At 47.5% G+C, this 19,164-nt stretch carries 16 protein-coding genes; 7 read left to right on the top strand and 9 right to left on the bottom strand.

What is annotated here, in order from left to right; all coding sequences use genetic code 11:
* Together ABNS04_RS05545 and dnaQ are read right to left on the bottom strand one after the other, a co-directional pair.
* A partial coding sequence (locus ABNS04_RS05545; protein ID WP_348671220.1) for a TIGR03503 family protein occupies positions 1–831 on the bottom strand: 831 nt, incomplete at its 3' end.
* A complete protein-coding gene (dnaQ, locus tag ABNS04_RS05540) occupies positions 816–1,526 on the bottom strand; it encodes a DNA polymerase III subunit epsilon (protein ID WP_006956682.1) in 711 nt (236 codons plus the stop codon). The genes dnaQ and ABNS04_RS05545, both read right to left, overlap by 16 nt.
* A gap of 53 nt (positions 1,527–1,579) precedes the next feature.
* Between dnaQ and rnhA the strand changes: the two genes are divergently transcribed.
* Positions 1,580–2,044: a ribonuclease HI gene (gene rnhA, locus ABNS04_RS05535; RefSeq protein WP_006956683.1), complete on the top strand. Its 465-nt coding sequence runs from the start codon at positions 1,580–1,582 to the stop codon at positions 2,042–2,044.
* A gap of 9 nt (positions 2,045–2,053) precedes the next feature.
* Here rnhA and ABNS04_RS05530 read toward each other — a convergent pair whose 3' ends face one another.
* Positions 2,054–2,449, bottom strand: coding sequence for a rhodanese-like domain-containing protein (locus tag ABNS04_RS05530; protein ID WP_006956686.1), 396 nt, complete (start codon positions 2,447–2,449; stop codon positions 2,054–2,056).
* Positions 2,450–2,451: 2 nt separating this feature from the next.
* Entirely contained in the window at positions 2,452–3,222 is a 771-nt protein-coding gene (locus ABNS04_RS05525) for a methyltransferase domain-containing protein (RefSeq protein ID WP_272977907.1), read from the bottom strand.
* Positions 3,223–3,281: 59 nt separating this feature from the next.
* On the opposite strand from ABNS04_RS05525, the gene gloB reads away from it, so the two are divergent.
* From gloB to ABNS04_RS05510, 3 genes are all read left to right on the top strand, one after another.
* Positions 3,282–4,040 carry a hydroxyacylglutathione hydrolase gene (gene gloB, locus ABNS04_RS05520; protein ID WP_006956690.1) on the top strand — a complete coding sequence of 253 codons (759 nt, stop codon included), beginning with the start codon at positions 3,282–3,284 and terminating at the stop codon, positions 4,038–4,040.
* A gap of 49 nt (positions 4,041–4,089) precedes the next feature.
* The gene (locus ABNS04_RS05515; RefSeq protein ID WP_006956692.1) at positions 4,090–5,712 is read left to right on the top strand and encodes a LysM peptidoglycan-binding domain-containing protein; all 1,623 of its coding nucleotides are present in this window, start codon (positions 4,090–4,092) and stop codon (positions 5,710–5,712) included.
* A gap of 114 nt (positions 5,713–5,826) precedes the next feature.
* Positions 5,827–6,348: a hypothetical protein gene (locus ABNS04_RS05510; RefSeq protein ID WP_348671219.1), complete on the top strand. Its 522-nt coding sequence runs from the start codon at positions 5,827–5,829 to the stop codon at positions 6,346–6,348.
* Positions 6,349–6,372: 24 nt separating this feature from the next.
* Here the strand turns inward: ABNS04_RS05510 and ligA are convergent, their stop codons facing one another.
* The 3 genes from ligA to smc are packed head-to-tail and all read right to left on the bottom strand — an operon-like array spanning position 6,373 to position 12,801.
* Positions 6,373–8,400 carry an NAD-dependent DNA ligase LigA gene (gene ligA / locus ABNS04_RS05505; RefSeq protein ID WP_348671218.1) on the bottom strand — a complete coding sequence of 676 codons (2,028 nt, stop codon included), beginning with the start codon at positions 8,398–8,400 and terminating at the stop codon, positions 6,373–6,375.
* 18 nt (positions 8,401–8,418) lie between these two features.
* Complete coding sequence (zipA, locus tag ABNS04_RS05500; protein WP_006956665.1) at positions 8,419–9,297, bottom strand: cell division protein ZipA; 879 nt, start codon at positions 9,295–9,297, stop codon at positions 8,419–8,421.
* Between the two features lie 18 nt (positions 9,298–9,315).
* Positions 9,316–12,801, bottom strand: a complete 3,486-nt coding sequence (gene smc, locus ABNS04_RS05495) for a chromosome segregation protein SMC (protein ID WP_272977910.1) — start codon at positions 12,799–12,801, stop codon at positions 9,316–9,318.
* A 152-nt stretch (positions 12,802–12,953) separates the two neighbouring features.
* On the opposite strand from smc, the gene cysZ reads away from it, so the two are divergent.
* Positions 12,954–13,703 carry a sulfate transporter CysZ gene (cysZ, locus tag ABNS04_RS05490; protein WP_006956662.1) on the top strand — a complete coding sequence of 250 codons (750 nt, stop codon included), beginning with the start codon at positions 12,954–12,956 and terminating at the stop codon, positions 13,701–13,703.
* Between the two features lie 376 nt (positions 13,704–14,079).
* Here the strand turns inward: cysZ and rmuC are convergent, their stop codons facing one another.
* On the bottom strand, positions 14,080–15,375 hold the full coding sequence (gene rmuC / locus ABNS04_RS05485) for a DNA recombination protein RmuC (RefSeq protein WP_040488161.1): 1,296 nt from the start codon (positions 15,373–15,375) through the stop codon (positions 14,080–14,082).
* 15 nt (positions 15,376–15,390) lie between these two features.
* Positions 15,391–16,914: a fumarate hydratase gene (locus ABNS04_RS05480; protein WP_272977402.1), complete on the bottom strand. Its 1,524-nt coding sequence runs from the start codon at positions 16,912–16,914 to the stop codon at positions 15,391–15,393.
* Positions 16,915–17,095: 181 nt separating this feature from the next.
* On the opposite strand from ABNS04_RS05480, the gene pabB reads away from it, so the two are divergent.
* Positions 17,096–18,523: an aminodeoxychorismate synthase component I gene (gene pabB / locus ABNS04_RS05475; protein ID WP_348671217.1), complete on the top strand. Its 1,428-nt coding sequence runs from the start codon at positions 17,096–17,098 to the stop codon at positions 18,521–18,523.
* Positions 18,516–19,127, top strand: coding sequence for a CoA pyrophosphatase (locus ABNS04_RS05470; RefSeq protein ID WP_272977367.1), 612 nt, complete (start codon positions 18,516–18,518; stop codon positions 19,125–19,127). The genes pabB and ABNS04_RS05470 overlap by 8 nt, the downstream gene beginning before the upstream one ends.
* Positions 19,128–19,164 lie beyond the last annotated feature (37 nt).

Genomic DNA, 19,164 nt, shown 5'->3' with positions numbered 1-19,164 from the left:
AATTAGTTGATGATCCTGCTCAGCTCGATTCGCTTGCTTAACACTCAAGGTTATTGGACTTGGCTCAACCACTACAGCAGAAGTTTCGTACGAGCGATCATAAAGTGGCGTGGTTAATTCGTACGTTGGCATGTATTCGCCTGGCGGAATAGTTAGTTTGAACCGACTGGTAAACACCCCGTCTCCCGCTTGTTCATCATATCCTTTGCCATCATCTGAAAACTGACCCACACGCTTAGGTGCAACGCCAAAATTGTCGAAGCTCGAATTGTTGGTGCTAATAAATAACACATCAAGTAATACCGTCTCATGGAAGCGAGCAGTCTCAACAGGAACATCCCCGTTGTACAGCGTGCCCTCGACCTTTATTTGTTCATTTTCATAAAGTGGGGAAGGTAACGGTTTTGCTTTAAATTTAATATCTGAGACGATAACCGCTTCATTTTGCTCGTCGACTCGTCCTGCGACTTGCCAAGGTCCAGGCATCGGATCCTTAATGCGGATCATGTCGAAGTTTTCGTTAGTATACCAAGTGACTTGTTCGATAGGATGGCGTGTTTCATACCATTTACTGCCATCGGGTTTTATTAGTATGAGCGGCGCACTGCCGCGCTCTCGGAAGAACAGCAACGTAATCTGTTTGATTTTGTCATCAATTCGAAATCGCTGTCCCTCAATGGGCAAGCGGTTTGCCATCGGATCATTAATTACGTCAAGCTTAGCCGGTGGTTCGCTATTGTTTTGCGCGTTGCCTTGATCCGACTGTGCGAGTAGTTGGCTACTAAAAGTTAATAAAAGTCCCAGTAATACCGTTGTTACGAATCGAGCCACAGGCACGCACCACCTTCAGATTTTACTATCGCTAAGCGCTGTTGATGTTGTTCCTCTTCATCGGCTGTTGCGCGTAAAACCTTTAGCTGTGGACGATTTTTTATTGCTTGATGCGCAATGGCGCCCGGTTCTTGGTTCTCATTGTCTTGATTTTGACCGTGCAAACTCAACGCTGTTTGCCCGCCCGTCATCGCCAAATAGACATCCGCGAGGATCTCGGCATCGAGCAGAGCGCCATGTAATTCACGAGCAGAATTATCGACATGAAAAGCTTTGCATAATGCGTCCAAACTATTGCGTTGGCCCGGACGCTTTTCACGCGCTAATTGAAGTGAATCGAGTACATCGCAGTAGTCGTATGTCTTGCCGTACATCTTGCCGAGCCGCTTAAACTCAGCGTCCATGTGGCCGACGTCGAACGGCGCATTATGGATTACAAGCTGGCTACCTTTGATGAAATCAATAAATGCATCAACCACTTGTGCAAAAACGGGCTTATCCGCGAGGTATTCGTTCGTAATACCATGCACCGCAATGGCTTCATCCTCAACCACGCGCTCCGGATTAATATAAACGTGAAAGTGGTTTCCCGTCGGCTTTCTATCTATTAACTCAACACACCCGATTTCAATGATACGATGTCCGTCATCGGGATTAATGCCTGTAGTTTCGGTGTCTAAAACGATCTGACGCATAGTGTTTGATTCCTGATATACTCGCGGTTTCAGTTTATTTTACAGTGAGTCGCATGGCTAAAGTACATATTTTTACAGACGGTTCATGCCTGGGCAATCCTGGTCCTGGTGGTTACGGTGTCGTACTCGAGTACGGTCAACATCATAAGGAGCTCAGTGGCGGTTATCAGTGCACGACCAACAACCGTATGGAGCTTCTTGCTTGCATTAAGGGCCTTCAAGTCCTTAACAGAGCCTGCGATGTCATTCTGACCACCGATAGTCAATATGTAAAGCAAGGCATTGAGCAATGGATTCATAACTGGAAACGCAATGGTTGGCGTACATCAAATAAAAAAGCCGTTAAAAATGTCGACTTGTGGCAACAGTTAGACCAAGCCATTGCTGCTCATAAAGTGACATGGGAGTGGGTGAAAGGTCACGCAGGGCATCCGCAAAACGAGCGCTGCGACGAGCTTGCGCGCGCCGCAGCTGAACAAAACCCGACCCAAGTCGATACGGGTTTTAGCACCGAATAACCTCGGTGCTTATTCGACACCCGCAACAACGGGTCTTTTTTCTTCTTGCCATGCGTTCATGCCACCGTCCACGCTATACACTTGCGTGAATCCCATCCGTTGTAAGCTTTCAGCTGCGAGCGCAGAACGTCCGCCTGAACGACAGATTAGGTACAACGGCTTTTCGGCAATACGATCAAGCGCGTCATCATAACCCGCAACATCGGGATGCTGATTAAGCTGCATCTCAAGGACACCACGAGGCATATTAATAGCTTCACGAATATGCCCTTGAGTAAATTCAGCCGGTTCCCGCACATCAATAATTCGCGCGCCGTCCCGCAATGCGTGCTGAAGTTGCTCAGTGGTTACTTCATTTACGTTGTTTTTTGCCGTCTGACAAAGCTTTTTAGCATCAATTACCATAATTACCTCTCTTCAAAATGCCAATTTGCAGATTGTTTTACTCTCGCCGCAGGTAACGCTTGTGTCAAGCTTAAACGCTCTTTTCTCGATTTGTTGACCTGTGGTTTTATATAACATGATTTTTTTACAACTAACCAGTAACCCGCACTTAACCACGAACAGCGTTGACATAGCCACTCACTGTAGCCACCGAACTCGGCATCCTGCTTTGCAAGAAAATGCCCAATAAAATAGCGTTGCCGCTCCACTCGGAATCCCAGCAACGACAGCCAGTCTTTAACGCGTGCTTGGCTGAAATACCGTCCTTGCCACGGGAATGACCATCGCTGACTGCGCCAGAGCCCGCTCAACATAGCAGGGCTCAACGGGTTAAAGCCCGCTAATATCAGAGTACCGTCATCCGCTAATACGCGTAGCGCTTCTCTCAATACTTGGTGTGGATCGGCCGAAAAATCTAATACAAACGGACAAACCAAGGTGTCCACCGACTCATTTTTAATCGGCAACTGAGTATAGTGCGCGCGAACCCCATGACATTTTTCTGCTGGCTTCTGAATTTGACAGATATGTATCGGTCGACCCAGCGTAAAGCCACTGACATCCAGTTGTTGAGCCAAGTTACCAAGCGTAACCGTCGTGCCGTTAAGGCAATGCTTGCGAGAGTCGTCCAGTTGTTGTTGTACACAGGACTGAATCATCTGTCCGTTCGCAAGTTGGTCCCAGTCATCGGGTTCCTGCATTTTCGTACGACGATACGCGGGTTGAATAAACAAGGGCCGACCTTTGTGTTAGGCTAGAGTCTACGCATAATCATAGCGAGGAAACCCAGAGTATGCGAGTACATCCTGTTAAAGCCTTTGATGATAATTATATTTGGTTAATCGAATCCACTCAGGATCGTGTTGTCGTTGTCGACCCGGGTGATGACAAGCCGGTCATTGAATGGTTAAAAGCGAATAAAAAGGACATCGCTGGTTACCTCATTACACACCATCATCATGATCATACGGGTGGGCTTGAAGCACTCAAAGCGCGCTTCCCAGCGACATCTTACGGTCCTGACAATCCCGCTATTAAGGGCATTGACTACGCTGTAATGGAGGGCGATACGGTTCAGATCGCTGGCTTACGGTTTGACGTTTTAGCCACGCCGGGTCACACCCTAGATCATATTAGCTTCTATGGTGACACAGCACTTTTTTGTGGTGACACGCTGTTCTCTGGCGGCTGCGGCCGTATGTTTGAGGGCACCCCCGAGTTGTTCGTTTCGTCACTTGATAAACTGCGTCGCCTACCAGGCGAGACGCGTGTTTTTTGCGCACATGAGTATACGCAAGCGAACTTAACCTTCGCCTCTCTTGTCGAACCCGACAATGCAGTTTTAAAAAGTTACTTAGAAAAAATAAAGCTCATGCGTCAAAACGATCAGATCACATTGCCATCGACGCTCCAATTGGAGCTGGCAATTAATCCGTTTTTACGGTTTGACCAGTCAGCAGTTCGCCAAGCGGCGAGTGATTATGCTGAACAGACACTAAGTTCCTCAGAAGACGTGTTTGGCATCATTAGAGAGTGGAAAGATAACGCGTAGTCACGTAGTATATCCACGTTATATTATAACATTATTAAAGAAGTTAATCATGAATGTACGTTATAACTTTTTAACGAGCTCGTTGCTGTGCGCCTCTTTACTAACATTGTCGGGTTGCCAAATGACGTCTATTTTGCATCCAAGTGAAGATGTCAGCGTCAATGAAAAAGCGCACGAACCAGTGACCGATACGGCTCTCAATCTTGACGAGTTACAACCGGTTCCCGTCGAAGCTAGCTCGACCGAACATGAGAGCAAAAACGCTAAACCTGTGCCAATCGACGACTTATGGCAACGAATTCGCATGAAACTCGCGTTGGATGTACCCGACAATGCTCGAGTGAATTCACAGCGAAATTGGTATGTCAGTCACCCCGAGTATCTTGAACGCGTCGGTAAGCGAGCCGAACCCTTTCTGCACTTAATCGTTGAGGAAATTGATCGGCGCGGGATGCCGATGGAATTTGCCCTACTACCGATTGTTGAAAGTGCATTTGACCCTTTCGCATACAGTCATGGTAGTGCATCGGGGGTTTGGCAATTTATTCCGTCTACGGCGCGCCATTACGGTCTTAAAATTGATTGGTGGTATGATGGCCGCCGTGATGTTTACGCGGCGACTAAAGCAGCACTCGACTACCTCGAAGCACTGCATGATTACTTTGATGGTAATTGGTTACATGCGCTCGCTGCCTATAACTCGGGTGAAGGTCGCGTAGCAGCTGCGATCCGACGCAACAAGCGTAAAGGCGAACCAACTGATTTTTGGCACTTAGATTTGCCGCGAGAAACGCGCGCTTACGTGCCCAAGCTGCTTGCTCTTGCTGATATTTTAGCAAACACAGACAAGTACGGTATCGTTTGGTATCCGATAGAAAACCAGCCGCAACTCAACGTTATTGAGGTACCAGGACAAATCGATCTTGCCCGCGCTGCCGAAATGTCTGAATTACCGCTCGAAACGCTACACCGCTATAATTCAGCTTATAATCGCTGGGCTACGGCTCCCGATGGACCTCATCGTTTGCTGCTACCACAACCGAATGCGAGTATCTTCGAAAGCGCCATTAAGAAAACCGATCCTAAAGATTGGCTCAGCTGGAAGCGCCATAAAATTCGTACCGGCGAAAGCCTGCTGACGATAGCTAAAAAGTACAACACCTCTGTTGATGTGATTCAGAGTGTCAACGACTTAAACGGAGCCTTGATTCGCGCGGGCGATTACTTGTTAATTCCAGTTGCGACAAAAGACCTTGAGCAGTACACCTTATCTTCTAATCAGCGCCGTTTAGCAAAACAAGATAAGCAATATGGTCAGTCAAAGATAAACTATGACGTTCGCTCTGGTGATACGTTGTGGGATATTTCTCGCGCGTTTAATGTTGGCGTTAGAGAGTTAGCTAGTTGGAACTCGATGGCACCCGGCGACTATCTAAGACCAGGACAGCAGCTAGTCATTTGGCAAAAAGGCGATAGCTCACCTAAATCGACGGGTATCTTACGCACCATCGTATATCAGGTGCGTAGCGGCGACTCGTTAGCACGCATCGCTAATCGCTTTAATGTTACTATTTCTCAAATTGAGCAATGGAATAATATAAGCCGTAACCGGTACTTGCAGCCTGGACAACATCTCACGCTTAAGGTTGATGTTGTCAACGTCAATTCGTGACATGCTGCGTATTGAGTAAATATTCACACTCATAGCAGTCAATTTGACCACTTGATCACGTTTTAAAATCGTTCAATACTAGACCTTTAATAAATTCTTAAAGGTCTAGTATTGATGATGCGCTACTTGCTCCAGCTATTACTTATACCCACACTGCTCTTCGCAGCAGTGCCTCATAATGCGGTTGCAGCAGACTGGCGCGTAGAAGGAAAAGGTGAGCTGACCTATCCTTCGGGCCGCAAGGAAGCGATTAACTTTGGTTTTTCTTATACCAAACACTTTGATACCCACATATTTAAAGCCGGCCAATCTCAAATACGAACCGATTCCGTACCGCCCAATTATATTCTTAATGTAATTATTAATGATGAGGGCTTAATTTACGTCGCGGAATTCGCTAATGGCTTTTTCACATCATTCGACCTGTCGATCGGTAGTCACCAGGTCAGTGTTTATACGCGCGGTGAGTTTGAACCAGATAAGCCCTATCGACATATCGTCATTGAAATAGACGATCGTAGCTATTTAATCGACACGACGCATCCTAATTTGAGATTTGAATTTGATCACAATGGTATCAGCGATATTAATGGCAGTGGCTTAATCAAAGATTTACGTTTGCGGAGAAGCGGTTAATTCTCCGCAAACACACGCTCGGGGTTATTTGTTTCCGTTAATTAGATTAATCAAATCGCGTTCTGTTTTCACCGGAACGCCTAAACTTTCAGCTTTTGCTAACTTCGAACCCGCATTATCACCTGCAAAAACAGCAGATGTTTTTTTCGAAACAGAACCGCTGACTTTCGCGCCTAACGCTTCCAATGCCTTTTTAGCCTCATCACGGGTCATTTCGGTTAATGTGCCGGTCAGTACAAAGGTCTGCCCAGCAAGTTCATCACTCTTAGGCCCAACCGCTTTACCCTCCGGAAAACTAATCCACTCACGTAACTTAGCCACAACCTCCTGATTATGAGGCTCACGGAAGAAAGCAATAATATGTTTCGCAACCACTTGACCCACATCATCGACCTCTTGCAGCGCCTCGAGGTCTGCCTTTTGTACGTCCTCAAATGTACCAAAATGACGAGCCAAGTTATTTGCGGTAGCCTCCCCTACTTCGCGGATTCCCAACGCATAAATAAAGCGCGGTAAAGTCGTTTCGCGCGTCTTGGCTATCGCATCCACTAGATTTTGGGCGGACTTCATCCCCATGCGAGGCAAAGAAGCGACGACAGGTGCTTTTAGTTCGTATAGATCTGCAGGCGATTTGACCCAATCTTTGTCGACCAACTGCTCAACTAATTTATCTCCAAGCCCGTCGACGTCCATCGCTTTGCGCGAAGCAAAGTGCTTTATCGCCTCTTTTCGTTGGGCGGCGCAAATGAGTCCACCACTGCATCGCGCAACCGCTTCTCCCTCAATGCGTTCTACCTCAGAATCACAGACCGGACAATGACTTGGAAACTCAATCGCTTGGGCATCTTCAGGACGCTCGCTTTCTAATACGCTGACAACCTGAGGAATGACATCTCCCGCCCGGCGAATACTCACAGTGTCACCAATCATGACGCCCAAGCGAGCAACCTCGTCAGCGTTGTGCAAAGTCGCGTTTGATACAGTTACACCGCCGACTGAAACGGGCTCTAAACGAGCCACTGGGGTAATTGCCCCGGTGCGACCCACCTGAAAATCAACGCCAGTAATACGCGTTAGTTGCTCTTGCGCAGGAAATTTACGCGCAATCGCCCAGCGTGGCGCACGCGCAACAAAGCCCAGCTCATTTTGCATACGAATCGAATCAACCTTATAGACAATACCGTCAATTTCGTAACGCAGTCTGTCGCGCTTCTCGAACATGGCTTGATAGTATGTCTCGCACGCCTCAACCGATTCAACTCGTTTTACTTCATCGTTAATCGGTAGACCCCAAGCACTTAACTGCTGCAAACGTTCATAGTGCGAGTCAGCCAACTGTTCTTGATCTTGTTCGCTTACCACGCCCAAGCTGTATGCGTAGAAGTGCAGTGGTCGTTTTGCCGTAATTCGAGAGTCGAGCTGACGCAGACTCCCTGCTGCGGCATTCCGAGGGTTGGCAAATACTTTCTCATCGCGCTTTCGAGCATTGTCATTAAAGCGTTCAAATGCGTCCGTCATCATGAATACTTCCCCTCGCACTTCTAAACGTTCGGGCGCATCATCACTTAACTGCAGGGGTACGTTCTTTATCGTCTTAACATTGGCTGTTATATCTTCACCCGAATAGCCGTCACCACGAGTCGCAGCTCTCACCAACTGTCCGTTTTCGTATAAAATACTGACAGCCAAACCATCAAGTTTAGGCTCGCAGCAGAACGCCCAAGCCACCGAACTATCCACCCGCTGCTGAATTCGCTCAGCGAACGCAGAAAACTCCTCGCTAGAAAACGCATTGTCTAACGACAACATCGGCAGCTCATGAGTGACAGAAGTGAACGCATCAAGTGGCTTACTACCTACTTTTTCAGTCGGCGACTGCTGACTTTTTAACTCCGGATTATTGGCTTCAAGTGTTTGCAGTTCGCGAAATAATTTGTCGTATTCGCTATCCGGTATCGTCGGCTCATCTAGCTCATAATACTCTTTATTGTAGCGTGTTAGCTGTTGCTCTAGCTCACGCATGCGTTTTTCTACAGTCGATGAACGGCTCATATCGTTGTGTATATCTCTTTAAGACGTGGATTCGTATTGGCGCACTTTTTGATGGGCTTGCTGAATCGATTGACGCGTTAGCAGTTGACGAGAACCATCGAGTACTTGCCCCTGTGGAATTTCAGTCGCCAGTTTCTTCGCTGCATTGAGCATCATGTTGAAGGCTTGCTGCCCATCGTAATTGATAGGTAACGTCATAAACAATGCAACACCATCGGTTTCAAATTGTTCTATGTTATCAAGATCAAAGGTACCTGGATTAAACATATTGGCCACAGAGAAGATCAAGGTTCCAGTACCGTTAGTATTTTCGTAGCGATGGAAAATTCCCATTTCACCAAATTTACAGCCTAACTCGGTCATCATTTGCAATAATAGCGCACCTTGCACGTTACCTTTTACAAACAACGAGATGACATCCTGCGGCGGTTGAGGTTTTTCTTCGGCTTTCGTTGCAGAAGTAGCTTCAGGTGCCGCTTCGAACGCTGGTTGACGTTCTGTTTCTAGCTCAGGCTCATCCAGGTTTTCATCCTCTGTAGGTTCGGTTTCAGTTTCAGCTTCTTCAACCGGTGCAGGCTCTTCATCTTTATCGACCCGCATCGATGGTAATGGTGTTTCCTCGTCGTCCGTCTCTAAATCAAGATCCATCGACATTTGTGTAGCTTCGTTTGACGTTGTATTGGGTTCATCACGTGTTGCTTTAATCGTTTTTACCGCACCAATACCGTCCGCATCAAAGTCATCATCGGATTGCTGTTGGTGACGCTTTTCAGCGACTTCGCTCTGCGCTTGTTTATAAATACTATTGTTGCGCCGCATCGTCCACAAGCCATGGGCAATAATGCCAGCAATCAGCAATACTCCAATAATACTGAGTGTTATCTGTAAATTGCTCATCTCATACTTCCTTTATTATTATGCTTCGGTCATTGCCACAGCTTGTTCAATATCGACAGCGACGAGTCGTGATACGCCGGCTTCCTGCATCGTCACTCCAGCCAAGTGTGTTGCCATTTCCATAGCCACTTTATTATGACTGATATAGATAAACTGTACTGTTTCAGACATTTCTTTTACTAAACGGCAAAATCGGCCGACGTTGGCATCATCAAGCGGTGCGTCTACCTCATCAAGAAGACAAAACGGCGCCGGATTGAGTCTAAAAATAGCAAAGACTAATGATAAAGCGGTCAACGCTTTTTCTCCACCGCTGAGTAAATGGATCGTACTATTCTTTTTCCCTGGCGGTTGCGCCATGATAGTTACACCGGTTTCAAGCAAATCACTATCTGTAAGCTCGAGGGATGCCGAGCCGCCACCAAATACTTTCGGGAACAATGCTTGTAAATCACCGTTTACCGCATCAAATGTCGCTTTAAATCGTTGTCGTGTCTCACGGTCAATTTTTTGTATGGCTGCCTCAAGTGTTTCTAGTGCGGACGATAAATCATCATATTGTTCGTCGAGGTAATCTTTACGTTGTTTTTGCGTTTCGGCTTCTTCAATTGCCGCCAAATTAATAGCACCTAACCGACCGACTTGTTGTGTAGTACGTTCAAGTTGCTGCGAATACGTTTGCTCAAGCTGGCTCATGGTCGCCCCTTCATCCACCGCTTCATGCAAACGTGGCAAGATATCCTTGAGTGTTTTTTGAGTTTGCGAGAGTTGCTCAAGTACACCTTGTGTCCGTTCATCCAGTTTAGCGTACTCAATATCGAGACCTTGCAGTGCCTGCTGAGTGCGATCGATTTTAAGCTGCAATTGAGAACGGCCTTGACTGAGCTCATGAATGTCTAATTCCACCTGCGCGAGCGCATCGCGCGCTTGTTGCAACGCTTCACTGCGTTCCTCGCGCTGTGCTAACAGGTCTTCGAGTCGTGCCTGCTGTGGCTCTTCGCTTTCACCCTTCTGTGCCGCTAATTCATTCAACTCAAGATCAATCGCCTGCAAACGTTGACTTTGTCGTTCGGACATACGTTGAAGCTGAGCGTGTTGTTCTTGTGTACTCGTCAGCTGTAAACGGTGTTGGTCGAGTTGTGTGCGAACACTCTGTGCTTGTTGTTCGCACTCGCGCTGATGTTGTTCGACACTTTCGCGTTGAGATTGATTGAGTTCAATTTGTAGCTGTTCAAACCGCTGCTCTAGCTCGTCCGCGGTGGATTCACACACTGCCGCCTGCTGCTCCGCACTCTCTAATTTAGACTTAATTTGCGCCTCTTTTTCGGCAAGCTGTGACAAGGTGCTTTCAAATCGCTGATGTTGTTGCTGCGCATTCTCTAATTGCTGCTGCGCACGGACCCACTCCTCTCGCAGTGTATTGTGAGCTTGCTCGACTCGGTGTTGAGCCTTTTTAGCTTCATCTAGTTGCTTCGCTAAACGATCGCACGCTTCAGCTGTTTGGTTTATCTTTGTTTCAATCGCGTGCTGGTTTTGCTCTAATTGCGCCAGCTCAGCTTGCTTGTGCAATAACCCCTGCTTGTTATCCTCTCCCGCGCGATGCACCAACCCGGGCAATATAACATCCCCTGCCTTGGTCAATGCCGCGATGGCTTCCGGACACTGCCGTAATAAACGTTGTCCATCGTCTACTGTTTCAGCGATTAAGCAACGTTGAATTAACGGCCAATCACCCACAGAGCCTGATACCACATCAGCCAATCCCGTTACGCCTTGCGGCAAGATCATAGGTTGGTCAGGGCTTGATAGCATGGCTCCCTTCGGGAGCGAATCAGTCAATGCGTTATCTTCGCTCCAGTAACTATTGAGCCACGGCGACAACCAGACCTCCACCGCATCTCGCCACGCCGGTTCAACATCGAGCATTTCCGGCATGCTGCGCAAGTCGTTATCCTGCGCCCATTGTCGGACATACTCATTGACGCTGCCATCCTCGCCTGCAAGCCACTCTCGTAACAGTTCAGCACGCGTTTGCTGACTGTGCTGTTCGCGCTGCAAGCCTTGTAATTGTTCTCGGTGCGCTTGCAAAGCGTGTTGTGCAGCTTCATAAGATTGCGTCGCGGTCGCTAAGTCTGACTCACTCTGATTCAGTTGCGTACGGATATCGGCTAATTTTTCTTGCTGTTCCGCAATACCAATGGCTTGTATTTGTTGAGTCACTTGCACGCGTTGTTCGTCAAGGTCTGTTAAAGCTTCACGACTGTGGCTTTTGGTGTGTTCAGATTGTTGCAAAGCCAATTCATTGCGCTGTCTTTGCTGCTCAACCTCACGCATTTGACGTCGCGTTTGTTCTTCATCATGTTCGACGCGCTGAAGTTGCTCACGGGCTTCGTCGTGGCGTGTTGTAGCCATTTCCAATTGCGCTTCAAGTTGCTCTAAGCCGGGCTCAAGCTCCGCGATTTTCTGCGCCAAGCGTTCGGCACTTTGGCTGTCTTCTGCATCATGTTCGGTCAATTGTTCACGTTCTTGCTTTAACTGCGCAACACGTGCTTCCCGCTGCTGTTCAAGTTGGCGTTGATGCTGCATCGCCTGTTCAATGCGCATGATCTGATGATTACATTCATACACTGCCTGTTGTGCCTGTTCGACTCGCTGTTTAAGCTCCTCAGCGTGTTCACGTAGCGAAATGACGCCTTTTTCATCGCCCGTTTGCTCGGTTTGCCAGCGATCGAGCTCCAAACGATAATGGCTGCGTTGCTCTCGCAATTGGTTTTGCTTTTCGTTTAACTGCCACCAGCGACTACTTAAAAGCAGTGCTCGTAAATCGCGCTCTTGTGCTTTAAGTTCTTTATAGCGCTGCGCGGCGGCGGCTTGACGTTGCAATTTTTGCAATTGCTGACCGAGTTCTTCGCGCACATCGCTGATCCGCTCGAGATTTTCTCGAGTGTGTAACATGCGATTTTCGGTTTCCTTACGGCGCTCTTTGTATTTTGAAATACCTGCCGCTTCCTCGATAAAGATACGAAGCTCTTGCGGTTTCGACTCGATGAGTCGAGAGATCATGCCCTGTTCAATAATCGCATAACTGCGTGGACCCAAGCCGGTACCAAGAAATAAATCCGTGATATCTCGTCGCCGACATTTGCTGTTGTTCAGGAAGTAATTTGACTGACCATCACGCGTCACTTGTCGCTTTACCGAAATCTCATTATAGGAAGCGAACTCGCCTTGAATGCGACCACTGGTATTATCGAAGACCAGCTCAACACTCGCTTGAGAGACAGGCTTCCGCGCTTGCGAACCGTTAAAAATCACGTCGGTCATCGCATCACCGCGCAAGTTTTTAGCGGAGCTCTCGCCCAGGACCCAACGCACCGCATCAATCACGTTTGATTTGCCGCAGCCATTGGGGCCGACAACACACGTCATTTGATCGGGAAAAGGGACTTTGGTGGCATCGACAAACGATTTAAATCCAGCCAGTTTTATATGTTTCAGGCGCATCTTGTTATCGTTATATCCATCGCGCGAGTTCGTTTAAAGATGAGCTAGAAACTCTAGCAGATTCATTTGAGTTTTGTAACAATTTAGCCACTGCAAAACAGGCGTTTTAGCATTATCCTATAACTATACATCAACTCAACAAAGGTTACTCAATGCAAAAAGCAGTGTTCAGCGATTCGGGCTTCGCCTATTTGCTTCGTGGGTTTCAATTAATGACCACCAAAGGTCTTAAACGCTTCGTGCTGGGTCCAATCTTGATTAACTTCGTGTTATTTGCGGCCGCGTTTAGTTGGCTCATGAGTCGCACCAGTGATTGGATTGATCAGTTAATGGCGTGGCTCCCAAGCTACTTCCAGTGGCTAGAGTATCTTATTTGGCCACTGACTGTTCTTTTTATACTGGGCTTATTTGCGTTTATTTTTACCGCTATTACGAATATCATCGCCGCGCCTTTTAATGGCCTACTCGCCGAAAAGGTTGAACAATATGAGTCCGGTCAGCCATTAGGGGACGATGGCGTGATGGGATTAGTTAAGGATATTCCACGCACGGTTGGTCGTGAGTTCCAAAAACTCGCCTACTATCTGCCACGCGCCATTGGATTCTTTTTACTCTCACTGTTTGTACCGGTCATCGGTCAGGTCATCTGGTTTTTATGGGTATGCTGGATGCTTGCAATTCAGTATATGGATTATGCGTTTGACAATCATAAGCTCGATTTTGGTCGCATGCGCTTTGAGTTGCGTGCACAAAAGTTCCGTTCTCTGAGCTTTGGCATGGCGATCACAATCATTACCATGTTGCCGTTTATCAACTTGATCATCATGCCTGTCGCAATTGCTGGAGCGACGTCCATGTGGGTCGATCACTACCGGGTTAAAGCGTTAAATTCAGACGTGTGATAGCACGTTTTGCGTCTGTTTTGCAGATTGCGGCTTCGCCAAAATAGCTAACACGTTATTACGGAGTCGCAATCTATGAACAGCAACACTTTATATGCATATCTGTACCTGCCCGAAAACAATATCATGCTAATAAGCACATCACTGTCCTCACTATCAACGCGTAAAAGTCGGGCGAAAATTGCCGATGCGCAAAAAAAATGGCTACGTCAATTCGAGGTCACTGACCAACAGCGTTTCAAATGCGCTATTGAGTTGCTTAAAAACAGCTCAACTCCTCATGGAATATGTTTGCGCTTGCAATTAAATGGCTTACAACACGTCTTAATGCCCGTCGTTTTGCAGCGCCAATTATGGATTTGTGGGCAGGTCAGTATTAATCATCCCCGTCCGCCTCACTTTCAACGGATTTGTGCAGCGTCGTTGCACTGAGTTGTTTGCTTGTTTGCACCCCCATCGTACGAAACTTTTCAACCCGAGTGAGTAGGTTGCCACGCCCTTGACTGAGCTTTTTCATCGCATCTTGATAGCGTTGTTCAAGGGTTTGAATTCCTGCTCCTATCTTGTCTAAATCCTCAACAAAGCCAACGAATTTATCGTATAGCTTACCAGCCTCCGCAGCGATATGCTGAGCGTTTTGGTTTTGGTGTTCGTACTGCCAGATATTGTGAATAGTACGTAAAGCAACGAGTAAATTAGTTGGACTCACCAACATAATTTGTTCATCAAGCGCCAGCTTAATTAATTCAGGATCTTTGTCCACGGCAAGCAAAAATGCTGGCTCAATCGGCACGAATAGCAATACATAATCGAGCGTTTTGATACCTTGTAGCTGCTGATAATTTTTTTTGCCCAATTGCTTAATATGCTGTCTTAGGGACTGAACGTGTTCATTAAGCGCGCTCTTACGTACCGCTTCATCATCACTATTAAAATAGCGCTCATAAGCCGATAAACTGACCTTTGAGTCAATGACCACATCGCGCTCATTGGGTAAGTGAACGATGACATCAGGGCGAAACCGTTTGCCGTCATCATCAGCCAATGATGACTGCGTATCGTACTCGTGACCTTCCCTTAATCCTGACTGCTGAAGAATACGTTCAAGTACCACCTCACCCCAGTTACCTTGATGTTTATTATCACCTTTTAGAGCTCGCGTTAACGCATCGGCCTCTTGCGCCATTTGTTGATTCAAGGTTTTGAGCGACAATAATTCACTGCGTAATGCGGCTCGCTCTTTAGTTTCATCGCTATGCTGTTGTTGCACCTGCTGTTTAAAGCTTTCTAGCTGCTGCTTAAAAGGCGCTAAAGTCGCTTGTAAACTTTGCTGATGCTGTTGCTGCATTTGATTAGAACGTTGTTCGAATATACGGTTCGCGAGGTTCTCAAACTGCTGCGACATACGTTGCTCAGCCGCTTCGAGTGTGCGTAACTTATCCTCGCTCGCACGACGCTCTTGTGCAGCGGTCGCTCTTAAGGTTTGCCATTGCGACTCGGTATAGTGTAGGCGTTCGCGAAGTTGCTCAAGTTGCTCTATCTGATTATCCACCGTCTGCTGCAATGACTCAACACGCCTCGCATGGGTGCGCCAGAGTACAGCAAATGTGACACTGGTTAAGGTGGCTACAAACAAAAGCACCACCCAAATGGTGGTGCTCATGGTCATCATGTCGTTCAACACGATTTATGCTCCTAGCTTTTCATCAAGCTCTGCAATTTTAACCTTCCAAATCGCAGGACCCTGCTCGTGCGCATTGTGACCGTCACTATCGACCGCCACTGTCACAGGCATATCCTCGACTTCAAATTCATAGATAGCTTCCATACCTAAATCTTCAAAGCCTACAACACGCGCTTTCTTGATCGCTTTAGCCACCAAGTATGCAGCACCACCGACAGCCATAAGATAAACCGCTTTATGCTTGCGTATACTTTCAACCGCTTCGGGACCACGCTCCGCTTTACCGATCATTCCAATAATACCGGCCTCTTCGAGCATCATATCGGTGAACTTATCCATTCGAGTTGATGTCGTTGGACCCGCCGGACCGACAACCTCTTCACCAACAGGGTCAACGGGACCAACGTAGTAAATAAAGCGATTGTTAAAGTCGACGGGCAGTTCTTCGCCATTAGCCAGCATCTCTTTAATGCGCTTATGAGCAGCATCACGTCCGGTCAAGAGTTTACCCGACAACAAGACCGTCTCCCCCATTTTCCACTCTTGGATGTCTTCCTTAGTGACCTCATCCAAATTCACACGGCGCGCATCATCACCCAGTTCGAACGTCACTTGCGGCCAGTCTTCTAATTTTGGTGGCGTTAAGTCCGCAGGACCCGAGCCATCAAGCGTAAAGTGCGCATGACGTGTGGCAGCACAGTTGGGAATTAAAGTGACAGGTTTGGATGCTGCGTGAGTTGGCAGTGATTTGATTTTCACATCCAATACCGTGGTCACACCACCCAAACCCTGTGCGCCAATACCCAATGCGTTTACTCGATTAAAAATCTCTAAACGTAGCTCTTCCTCAGCGTTCTGTGGACCACGTTCGATAAGCTCATGGATATCTACCGGATCCATCAGTGACTCTTTTGCTAGCACCGCTGATTTCTCCGCGGTACCGCCGACGCCGATACCCAGCATCCCCGGTGGACACCAACCCGCGCCTAGCTTTGGTAAGGTTTCAACAACCCAATCCGCAATCGAATCGCTCGGATTAAGCATCGCCATTTTCGACTTATTCTCTGAACCGCCACCTTTGGCTGCAATCATCACTTCGATTTTATCACCTGGCACCATATCTAAGTGCACTACCGCAGGCGTGTTGTCACCTGTATTTTTGCGCGTACCGGCGGGATCGGCAACGATGGATGCACGTAACGGGTTTTCAGGATTCGTGTAAGCACGGCGAGTTCCCTCATCAACCATTTGCTGCACGGTTAAATCGGTCTTATCCCATTGAACACCCATTCCGACTTTGACAAAACACGTCACGATACCGGTATCTTGGCAAATCGGGCGGTGCCCTTGCGCAGACATGCGCGAGTTCGTCAGCACTTGCGCGATGGCGTTTTTCGCCGCCTCACTCTTCTCACGCTGATACGCTTCATCAAGCGCTTGAATAAAGTCGATAGGATGGTAATAGGAAATGTACTGCAATGAGTCTGCAATACTGTCGATAAAATCACTTTGACGAATGATGGCCATTCACTGCACCTCAGCTTAGCTATGATATTAATACCGCCGCAAACAGGCATTTACACGGCAGAATAGTGCCGTTCATAATAGCGTTTTCAAATCGCCATGACTAGAGATGATTGGGTTAATGCCTATGGTATACTGCGTCTAAAACGACGATAAGCCGTAAACTTTTGGGGTAAACGACACTGTGCAACTGACACTTCGTGAACTAATTGATCATCGGGTCCCAAGCCAATCTTCTCGAGCAGAGGACTGGGACCTTTGGGTACAACAACGTTTTGCTTCGATACAGCACCAGGAGTATAGTCTTTGGCTAGATTCCGCTGCTTTTGACCATCCCAATAGTCGTTATCATATTCTCCTCAAGCAACCCGAGTACGTCTTAACAGCACGAGGTCAGGCTACAACGTTAACTCGAACATCTGAGCAGAGCCCTTTGGAGCTGAGCTGCTCAGCAGACAACTTTATTTCTGCCGCCAGTCAAATTCATGAACAGTTGGGTAGGCAAATACAACTTGATGGCGACGCCGATAGACTCCCCTTTTGCGGAGGTCTTGCTGGTTTGATGGGTTACGACCTTGGCCGTCAATTAGAAAGGCTGCCTGACGTTAATCCAGATGAATATGAGACTAACGATGCTGTATTTGGTATTTATCTCAATGCCCTAATCATCGATAAGCTGGAAAAACGCGTGTTTCTTCTAGCCCCTGCAAACACCTTTAATGAACGCCAATCGCAATGGTTAGAGCAGTCAGCGTGCTCAACTAAGCCATTTAAGCTGACCAGCGAATGGCAAAGCAATATGTCTGCCGACGATTACCTGAGCCGGTTTAATGCAGTGAAAAACTATCTTGCGGCCGGAGACTGTTATCAGATTAATCTCGCACAACGCTTCAGCGCTCATTACCAAGGTGCGGAGTGGCTCGCCTACCTTAAATTGAGAGCAAGCAACCGCGCACCATTCAGTGCATTCATGCGCTTACCGACAAGCTGTTTACTGAGTGTGTCGCCTGAGCGATTTATTTCTGTTTCAGCACAAGGTCAAGTCGAGACTAAGCCCATCAAAGGTACGCGTCCCCGGAGTCATTTAGCAGAGCAAGATGAAGCCAATCGCTTAGCGCTGATTAACGCTGAAAAAGATCGTGCTGAAAATCTGATGATCGTCGACCTACTGCGAAATGATCTGAGTAAACATTGCCAACCTCATTCAGTCGATGTGCCAAAGTTGTTTGCCGTCGAGAGCTTTCCTGCCGTCCATCACCTAGTCTCTACCGTGGTCGGTCAGTTAAATCCGCACAGCGACACCTTCCATTTATGGGGCGGCGCTTTTCCAGGGGGCTCGATCACCGGCGCACCCAAGGTTCGCGCAATGGAGATCATCGAAGAGCTTGAACCTAATCGTCGAAATGCGTATTGCGGCTCCATTGGATTCGTATCAGTAAACGGTAACAGCGATAGCAGTATTACCATTCGGACCTTAGTTGCTGAACGCGGGATCATACATTGCTGGGCGGGCGGCGGGCTCGTGTACGATTCGAAGGGAGAGGAAGAGTACCAAGAAACATTTGATAAAGTTGCGCGCATTTTGCCAACGTTGGAGACGACCGATGATTAAAACGCGCGCCGAATTCTTGCGTCGCTTCAACTTACAACCGTCCCCTAAGATCGAGCGTCGAGTAGATAACGTGCTGAAGCAAAAGCTACGTCCTGCTGCTGTGATGATTGTATTAGTTGAACGACCTCATGGCTTATCGTTGCTACTCACGCAGCGTGCCAAAACGTTACGTAAACACGCCGGCCAGATTAGTTTTCCCGGTGGACGTTTCGATCAGTCGGATCGTAACTTACTCGAAACGGCACTACGCGAAACTGAAGAGGAAATTGGTTTAAATCGGAGTGACATCGAAGTTATTGGTCGTTTACAAGATTATCCGGTACTGAGTTATTACAATATTCGTCCTTTCATCGGGTTTGCTCGCATCCACCACGAGCTCAAGCGGCAACCCAGTGAAGTGGCCGAAATTTTTGAAGTCCCACTTGCCGACATCCTCGATCCCTATAATCATTATGCTTATCGTATTCGGAAGTTTATCTACGACCGTATTTACTTTATTCCATGGCAACATCGCAATATATGGGGCGCCACTGCGGGCATTCTTCGTGAACTCGCCGAGCACTTGCAACCTGAACTGAAACAACAGGTAAGTCCACTCAATTAGCGATTAACCAAAGTAGTTACGCTATACTCGCGAAATC

It is taken from the genome of uncultured Idiomarina sp., assembly GCF_964010655.1.
Classification (GTDB): Bacteria; Pseudomonadota; Gammaproteobacteria; order Enterobacterales; family Alteromonadaceae; genus Idiomarina; species Idiomarina baltica.
The sequence above is the reverse complement of the archived record's forward strand: the minus strand, read 5'-3'. Positions and strand labels throughout refer to the sequence as shown.